This window comes from Microcoleus sp. M2_D5 (genome assembly GCF_036701935.1).
GTDB lineage: Bacteria > Cyanobacteriota > Cyanobacteriia > Cyanobacteriales > Microcoleaceae > Microcoleus.
The window spans coordinates 73,744-82,149 of the sequence record NZ_JAUBRP010000018.1 but is presented as its reverse complement, the minus strand read 5'-3'; the positions used below and the strand labels follow the sequence as shown (position 1 = coordinate 82,149).

The following is an 8,406-nucleotide window of genomic DNA, read 5'->3' as shown; positions in this document are numbered from 1 at the left end:
CGGGCAAGATGCCTGTTCCACAACTCACAAATTATTATTATTATTGAACGGGCAAGATGCCTGTTCCACAACTCACAAATTATTATTATTATTGAACGGGCAAGATGCCTGTTCCACAACTCACAGATTATTGATTGTGGAACGGGCATCTTGCCCGTTCTTAAAAATACTCAACAAATTCTATTTACTCTGATCGGTTCTCTGTCGCAAAATAAATTCAGCTAGTGCTAAATCTACGGGCGTTGTGACTTTCAAATTCGTCTCTTCTCCCTCCACAATTTGCACTGGTAAACCGCATTTTTCAAACAAAGCTGCATCGTCGGTAACTTCCCAACCTTTTTGTCGCCCTTCTTCGTGACACTGCTTTAACAATTTCACTTCAAATCCTTGGGGAGTCTGGGCAGCCCACAAATTGCTTCTGTCTGGGGTATCTCGCACGATCCGACGCTCATCTACGACCTTAATCGTATCCTTGACCGGGACGGCTACAATCAAGCCCGGACAGGTCAAGAGGGCCTCGGCCGATCGATCGAACAATTCAGCAGTTGCCAAACACCTCGCGCCGTCGTGAATCAACACTCGATCGGCATTGGGGGGCAAAGCCTGCAAACCGTTGTAAACTGACTCTTGCCTGGTGGCGCCTCCTTGAATCAGTTCCACGGGCTTAACCAAAGATAAATCGCTCAGAATTGCTTTAAAATCAGGAAAATCGTCTGGCTGGCCCATGATGCCAATCCAGCTAATCTGCTGCGAAGCTTCAGCAGCCGCCAAAGTCCAACTCAGCAAAGGTTTCCCCAGCAAAGTCAGCAGCAGTTTGTTCCGCTGACTCCCCATCCGTCGCCCCGAACCCGCTGCAGGAATTAATAAGTGCATTTACTAACCGTTTTTAACGCAACTAGATATATATAATAAGAGCGTCCTGTACTTTTGAGTCAGTTGTTTAGCTGTCAGCCAGTAGCTTTTAAGGTCTAGAAATACTATAAGCTGATAGTTGAAAGCCGATCTCTGAGAGCTACCTCGATCAATAATAGCCCGATCGTTTATGATGCGAATACTAGCACTTGTCCCTGGCGGGATTGGCGACCAAATTTTATTTTTCCCCACTCTTGATGACCTCAAGCAGTCTTATCCCGACGCGCAAATTGATGTCATCGTGGAACCGAGGGCAAAGGGTGCTTACCGAGTCTGCAAATCCGTCAAAGAAGTCTTGACATACAATTTCAAAGACCGCAACGCGATGGCAGATTGGGGCAATTTACTGGGCGTAATTCGCGATCGCGAATACGAAGCAGTGATTTCCCTCGGCCAGCGGTGGACTGTAGGGCTGCTGCTGTGGCTGACTGGCATTCCGCAGAGAGTTGGCTATTCTGGAACCAACGGTGCTCGATTTCTCACTGCTGCTGTACCGCTGAAAACTGAACAGTACGCCGCTTCAATGTACCATGATTTGCTGCAAGGATTTAACATTACAAATCCTTGTCCGGCGATCGCAATTAATGTACCAAAACAGGACATTCAGTGGGCGGAAGCCGAACAGCAGCGGTTGGGCGTAAAAGAAAGCGGATACATTCTAATTCACGGGGGTTCGAGTCAATTAGCTGTGTCTAAAGGTATTGACAAAATTTACCCTACAGACAACTGGAAGCAAATAATTGAAGATTGTCAGCAGCGGCAGCCGAATTTGCCCCTTGTTGTTGTGAAAGGCCCCGAAGATGCAGATTTCGTGGCAAAGTTAGTCGAGTCATGTCCGAATGTAAAAGTGATCTCGCCGGATGATGTCGGCAAGTTGGCTGCCACCATTGCTGCTGCTAATTTGATGATATGTACTGACAGTGCGCCGATGCACTTAGCTGTGGCGGTTCAAACTTATACAATAGCTTTGTTTGGCCCGACTGAACCGGCGAAATTGTTGCCAAAGAGCGATCGATTTTTGGGCATTAAATCTCCTACTGGCAAAATGGCAGACATCTCTCCTCAAGAGGTTTTAAAGAAAGTTTGGGGCGGCTAAAAACAAAGGTTCGCAGTCAGGACTTTTAGCTGGTTCCCAGGCTGTGCCTGGGAACCCATATCTAGAGGCTAGGTTTTTCACAAAATCAAGTGGTTAATGCCGATGAGCTTAGGAAATTGCCATTGTAGTGGGCGAGGGCGGCTCGAACCTGTAACCGTAACCCCGAATAGTTTTAATAAACTGCGACCCCGTAGCATCAGCTTGAATCATTTTCTTGCGAATCTGACCGATATGTACGCTAACAACGTTCTCTTCTCCTGTGTCGTTGCAGTTCCACCCCCAGATTTTTTCGATTAGCTGTTGGCGACTCCAAGATTGACCGGAATGACTTGCCAAAAAATACAATATTTTAAATTCCAAGGCTGTTAACTTGATAATGCGATCGTTGAGTGTTGCTTCCCGACGTGCTGAATCGATCGCGAATCGATCGAATACAATACGCGATGGAGTGACAGGCCTCATGCGTCTCAACACAACTTCTATACGAATTGCCAACTCCGCCAAACCAAAGGGTTTGCAGATATAGTCATCAGCACCTGCAGACAGGACTTTAAGTTTATCAGCTTCGTCCGTGCGGCTGCTTAGCATTACCACAAAAACATTAGTACGGCGCTGCATTTCCTGGCAGAGGTGATAGCCTGTAGTATCCGGCAAATTCCAATCGAGAACTACTAGCAGTGGCTTGAATTTCTCAAACAATTCTAAAGCCGTATCGCCATCTGCTGCCGAATCTACTTGATATTTCTGAGTTAAAAAACGATGAACTAGAGTGCGGATGGATGGGTCATCCTCAACAACGAGAATCTTGGGAGCAGTATCAGTAATCATCACAAAAAAGTTCGTTTCAGTTGTCAATGGAAGGATGGCAATTTCAGAACAGCTTTAGTGAAGAGTAAAGCCCAAGTCGTTCCAACTAAACAGAGTTTTTTCAGGCAATTCTTTTTTCAGCTTGGTCTTGAGGTCAAAAGGCTTGCCCCAATCCCAAATTTCGATTTCTAGGCGATCGTTAAATACTGCGATCGCCAGCTCGATTTTCGGAGTTTCAACTGACAGATTTGTGTGGGCGTGGCGAACAGCATGGGCAAAACCCTCGATCGCAGCAAGTTTACAAAGCTGCAAAACTGCTTCGGGAATGGGTAGAGGCTCTAAAAAAACTGTATCAACCCACCATAAAACTTGAGTAACAGCCTTGAGTTCGCTATTTACTTGAAGCTTTATTTTGTGAAGTGGTTTCTGGTTATAACTTCGATCGGATTGGGGAGTTCGTTGCTCTTGAAGCCAGTTAAAGCTATGTAAAACGTCAATCGCACGCTTAAAAAAATCCGCTTGAGTGCTAGGTTGGGGTGGTACTATACCGGGCTGAAAATATTTGACAATTAACAGACAGTTTCGACCGGCAGAGGTGCGTGTATAACTTAGCTCATCGGCAATTTTGCCAATAAGTTTTATACCTATTTTGCCTATTTCATCGATTTCGCTAAAATCTTCGTCACCGTACGAGTTTCCGAATAATTTAAAATTCATTTGACTGACCTCTCTTGTTTATCAATAACTGCTTGTCTGTGTTCTGATCAAATCATCGCATCACTTTAATTGAGTGAAGTTGACCAGAGGTATAAACTTAGGTCTATTAGAGGTCGGTATAATGAAAGTATACTCAAGGTATAATTAAACTACTGTGATGCAGAGTCCCTATCCTTCGCAAGAATCAGGACTGGGAAGCATTCCAGCCGTCTAAGAGATCCTTCGCGAGGCTCAGGATGATTTAAGTGCATGAGGCGTAAGTTGTAATAAAGTTAAATTAGGGGTTAACCTAGATGGATTGGCAAGAATTCCTTAGAGGCGAATCTGGGACACATGGATTATCGATGGAACACACAGAAACATTATTAGCAGCACTCTCCTCTCCTGAAAGAGAACCCCTCAATCACGTACAGCTTTCAGGAAAATTCAACATAGCAGAAGCTACTGTAAAACAGCGGTTGGGAGAGATTTACAGTAGGTTTTCAGCCAGTTTTCCTGAACTCGCTCACCACGCAGGTGCAGGTAAGTTGAGGATTCTGCGGACTAGATTAATACAGAAGTATTATCAACCATCACAACCAGTAGTTGCCCCCTACCCTGAAGAATTTATATCGTTAATAGAAGAAAAAATTCGGAGGTTTTGCGGTCGCCAATTTGTTTTTGAGACGTTTCAGCAATTTATCACCGAAAATCCTCACGGTTATTTTACGATCGTCGGGGATGCGGGAATGGGCAAAAGCTCGATCGTTGCCAAATACGTCTGGGAACACAAATGTCCCTGCTATTTCAATATTCTCGTCGAACGCCGCAACAGACCAGAATTGTTTTTGAAGAGCATTCGCCGGCAATTAATTGACCGCTATCAATTGCCAAATTCAGAAGACGCCGATTTACCGACATTACTGGCAAAGGTGGCGGGAAAACTCACGGCGGGCGATCGTTTGGTAATTGCAATTGATGCACTGGATGAAGTTGAACAAGAAGAACCGGGAGAAAATCTTTTACATTTGCCGACAACTCTGCCTAATAACGTATATTTCCTGCTGACGAGGCGACCCTTTAACCTCGGTCAAAGGCGGCTGGCTGTATCTCCGGGAGTTCCGGTAAAAGAGTTAGATTTAAGAGACAGCGACTATGTTCATTTCAATCAGAAGGATATCAAAAAGTATATTGAGTATATGATTAATACAGATTATGAGTATAAAGATAAACTGAGAAACTGGATTCAAACCCGCAGCATTACCGATACAAGTTTTGTCGAGCAAGTGGCAAACAAAAGCGAAAATAATTTTATGTATTTGCGGTATGTTTTGCCAGCAATTGCTAAGGGCGATTACAATGACCTGAGTTTAAAGCAATTGCCAGACGGGCTGCAAGAGTATTATCAAAGCCATTGGGTAGGGATGGGGATGGAAGCTAAGCCAGGGCAATTGATGGAGAATGTCTTGTATATCTTACTAGAGATTGCCACCCCGATTCCCTGCGAGATGATTGCGGGAATTGCCAAGGTGGATGAATGCGATGTCGGAAAGGTTTTAGATAAGTGGGTTGAGTATTTGAAAAAGCAGAATTTAGACGACGGAGAAATCTGCTATACCATCTATCATGCTAGTTTCCTTGACTTTCTGACAACCAAACGGGAGATGGATTCAAACCGCAGAATTTTTCGGGAAGTAAATCAACGGATTGCTGAGTATTTAGAAGAGGGGTTGAGGTGAAATGGGAGAATTTGCTGATAAGTTAGCTGCCAAACCACTTTTCTATCAACGTGCTTATCTGGGCAGCTTGCTGCCAAATCATGTTAAGTCCGGTAATTTAGAAAAATATTATCAAAGACTGACAGATTTTAACTTCCTGATGGCAAAGATTCAGCATCCTGAGTTTGGGGTGCAGGCACTTATTGATGATTTTAATTTAGTTGATGATGTAGAAACGCTCGATCGCCCAGAGTACAATCCTGAGAAAGTAAAAGCTCTGAATTTGATTCGATCGGTCCTATGGATGTCAGCCGATATTTTAGATCGAGATAAGACGCAACTAACAGGTCAATTATTAGGGCGCTTGCTGTACTTTAAAATACCAGAAATTCAGGTAATGCTGGAGGTAGCCAAGAAATGGAAAGCAGCACCCTGGTTGCGTCCTTTGACACCCTGTTTACCTCCCCCTGGCAGGGGACTGCTACGCACTCTTATCGGTCACAGCGACTCGGTAAATGCAGTAGCCGTCACTGCTGATGGCAAGCGGGCAATCTCTGCCTCAAAGGACAACACCCTCAAAGTCTGGGATTTAACCACTGGAAAAGAAGAATTTACTCTGACTGGTCACAGCAACTCAGTATATGCAGTCGCCCTCACTGCTGATGGCAGGCGGGCAATTTCTGGTTCAGATGACTACACCCTCAAAGTCTGGGATTTAACCACTACAAAAGAAGTGTTGACTCTCACCGGTCATAAAAGCTGGGTCACAGCAATAGCTGTCACTGCTGATGGGAAACGGGCAATTTCTGGCTCTTTGGACAACCCCCTCAAAGTCTGGGATTTAATAACTGGAAAGGAAGAATTTACCCTCACTGGTCACAGCAATTCGGTAAATGCAGTTGCTGTCACTGCTGATGGCAAACGGGCGATTTCTGGTTCATCAGATAACACCCTCAAAGTTTGGGATTTAACAACTCGAAAGCAAGAGTTTAGTCTCGAAGGTCACAGCAACTCAGTAAATGCAGTTGCTGTCACTGCTGATGGCAAACGGGCAATTTCTGCTTCTTTTGACGGCACCCTCAAAGTCTGGAATTTAACCACTGGAAAGGAATTGTTTACTCTCATCGGTCACAGATATTTGGTAAAAGCAGCAGCCATAAGTGCCGATGGCAAGCGGGCGATTTCTGGTTCAAGAGACAACACCCTCAAAGTTTGGGACTTAACCACTGGAAAGGAAGAGTTTACTCTCACTGGTCACAGCAACTCTGTAAATTCAGTAGCCATCACTGCTGATAGCAAGCGGGCGATTTCTGGTTCCTGGGACAACACCATCAAGGTCTGGAATTTAACAACTGGAAAGGAAGAGTTTACTTCTGAAGGTAACAGTAATTCGCTAAATGCAGTAGCTGTCACTGCTGATGGTAAGCTGGCAATTTCTGGTTCATCGGACAAGACCATCACAGTTTGGGATTTAACAACAGGAGAGGAACTTTTTGCTCTCACTGGTCACAGTAAATCGGTAAATGCAATTACTGTCAGTGCTGATGGTAGGCGGGCGATTTCTGGTTCGTCGGACAAAACCATTAAAGTCTGGGATTTAACAACAGGAAAGGAGCTGTTTACTCTCACTGGTCATAGCGACTGGGTAAAAGCAGTAACCGTTACTACTGATGGCAAGCAGGCAGTTTCCGGTTCTTTGGACAAAACCCTCAAAGTCTGGGATTTAACAACTCGGAAGGAACAGTTTACTCTCACTGGTCACAGCGACTGGGTAAAAGCAGTAACCGTTACTACTGATGGGAAGCGGGCGATTTCTTGTTCATCAGACAAAACACTCAAAGTCTGGGATTTAACAACTCAAAAAGAAGAGTTTACTCTTGAAGGTCATGGTTACTCATTAACGGTAAATTCAGTTGCTGTCACCGCTGATGGGAAGCGAGCAATTTCTTGTTCAAAAGACAAAACCCTCAAAGTATGGGATTTAACAACTCGAAAGAAAGAGTTTATTCTCACTGGTCACAGCGACTCAGTAAAAGCAGTAGCCATCACTCCCGATGGGAAGAGGGTGATTTCTGGTTCAAGAGACAACACAATCAAAGTCTGGGATTTGGCGAGTGGAAATGTCATTGCTAGTTTCGCGTGTAAAAGTTCGATCGCCTGTTGCGCCATTGCACCCGATGGAGTCACAATTGTGGCAGGCGACGAATCCGGCCGCGTATATTTCCTGCGACTAGAAGGGATTACTGAGTATTTAGAACAGGGGATAGATTGAGATGGTAGACTTTGCTGACAAGTTAGCGGCCAAACCACTTTCCTATCAACGTGCTTATCTGGGCAGCTTACTGCCAAATTATATCAAGTCAGGTCAGTTAGAAAAGTATTATCAAAAACTGACTGATTTTAACTTTTTGATGGCAAAGATTCAGCATCCTGAATTTGGGGTACAGGCACTGATTGATGATTTTAATTTAGTTGACAATTCAGAAGTATTAACTCACCCTAAGTACCGAGAAAAAGCGAAATCCCTGAACTTGATTCAAGTGGTACTGTGGATTTCAGCCGATATTTTGGAGCGAGATAAGACCAAACTGGCGGAGCAATTGTTAGAGCGCTTACTTTACTTTAATATTCCGGAAATTCAGGCAATGCTGGAGGTAGCCAAGCAGGGGAATGCAGCAGCTTGGTTGCGTCCTTTGACACCCTGTTTTACTCCCCCTTGGAGTGGACTACTACGCACCCTCGAAGGTCACAGCGACTCAGTATATGTAGTAGCCGTCACTGCTGATAGTAAGCGGGCAATTTCTGGTTCGTGGGACAACACCCTCAAAGTCTGGGATTTAACCACTGGCAAGGAAAAATTTACTTTCAAAGGTCACAGCGACTGGGTATATGTAGTAGGCGTCACTGCTGATGGCAAGCGGGCGATTTCTGGTTCCAGAGACACCCTCAAAGTCTGGGATTTAACAACTGGAAAGGAACAGTTTACTCTCAAAGGTCATAGGCACTCAGTATATGTAGTAGCCGTCACTGCTGATAGCAAGCGGGCAATTTCTGGTTCGTGGGACAACACCCTCAAAGTCTGGGATTTAACATTTGGAAAGGAACTGTTTACTCTCAAAGGTCATAGCGACTTGGTAAATGCAGTTGCTGTCACCCCCGACGGCAAACGGGCGATTT

The 8,406-nt window shown here is 44.7% G+C and carries 7 protein-coding genes and 1 pseudogene; 5 read left to right on the top strand and 3 right to left on the bottom strand.

Annotated elements, in window-relative coordinates; translation table 11 throughout:
• Nucleotides 1-193 (top strand): hypothetical protein (locus QUA50_RS10495; protein ID WP_333299493.1); only part of this gene is annotated, 193 nt, incomplete at its 5' end.
• On the opposite strand, the gene ispD is transcribed toward QUA50_RS10495, so the two are convergent.
• Entirely contained in the window at nt 181-873 is a 693-nt protein-coding gene (gene ispD, locus QUA50_RS10490) for a 2-C-methyl-D-erythritol 4-phosphate cytidylyltransferase (protein ID WP_333265139.1), read from the bottom strand. The genes QUA50_RS10495 and ispD overlap by 13 nt on opposite strands.
• A gap of 172 nt (nt 874-1,045) precedes the next feature.
• Between ispD and QUA50_RS10485 the strand changes: the two genes are divergently transcribed.
• Nucleotides 1,046-2,008 (top strand): glycosyltransferase family 9 protein, encoded by a 963-nt coding sequence (locus QUA50_RS10485; protein WP_333265155.1) that lies wholly within the window; start codon nt 1,046-1,048, stop codon nt 2,006-2,008.
• Nucleotides 2,009-2,116: 108 nt separating this feature from the next.
• Here QUA50_RS10485 and QUA50_RS10480 read toward each other — a convergent pair whose 3' ends face one another.
• Both QUA50_RS10480 and QUA50_RS10475 read right to left on the bottom strand, forming a co-directional pair.
• A complete protein-coding gene (locus QUA50_RS10480) occupies nt 2,117-2,836 on the bottom strand; it encodes a response regulator transcription factor (protein ID WP_333265140.1) in 720 nt (239 codons plus the stop codon).
• A gap of 54 nt (nt 2,837-2,890) precedes the next feature.
• A complete protein-coding gene (locus tag QUA50_RS10475) occupies nt 2,891-3,532 on the bottom strand; it encodes an ATP-binding protein (RefSeq protein ID WP_333265141.1) in 642 nt (213 codons plus the stop codon).
• A gap of 344 nt (nt 3,533-3,876) precedes the next feature.
• Here QUA50_RS10475 and QUA50_RS10470 point away from each other — a divergent pair, with 344 nt between their 5' ends.
• The 3 genes and pseudogenes from QUA50_RS10470 to QUA50_RS10460 all read left to right on the top strand — a co-directional run.
• On the top strand, nt 3,877-5,250 hold the full coding sequence (locus QUA50_RS10470; protein WP_333265142.1) for a transcriptional regulator: 1,374 nt from the start codon (nt 3,877-3,879) through the stop codon (nt 5,248-5,250).
• Between the two features lies 1 nt (nt 5,251).
• Nucleotides 5,252-7,501, top strand: coding sequence for a WD40 repeat domain-containing protein (locus QUA50_RS10465; RefSeq protein WP_333265143.1), 2,250 nt, complete (start codon nt 5,252-5,254; stop codon nt 7,499-7,501).
• A gap of 1 nt (nt 7,502) precedes the next feature.
• Nucleotides 7,503-8,406, top strand: a pseudogene (locus tag QUA50_RS10460) (WD40 repeat domain-containing protein); the annotation flags it as partial.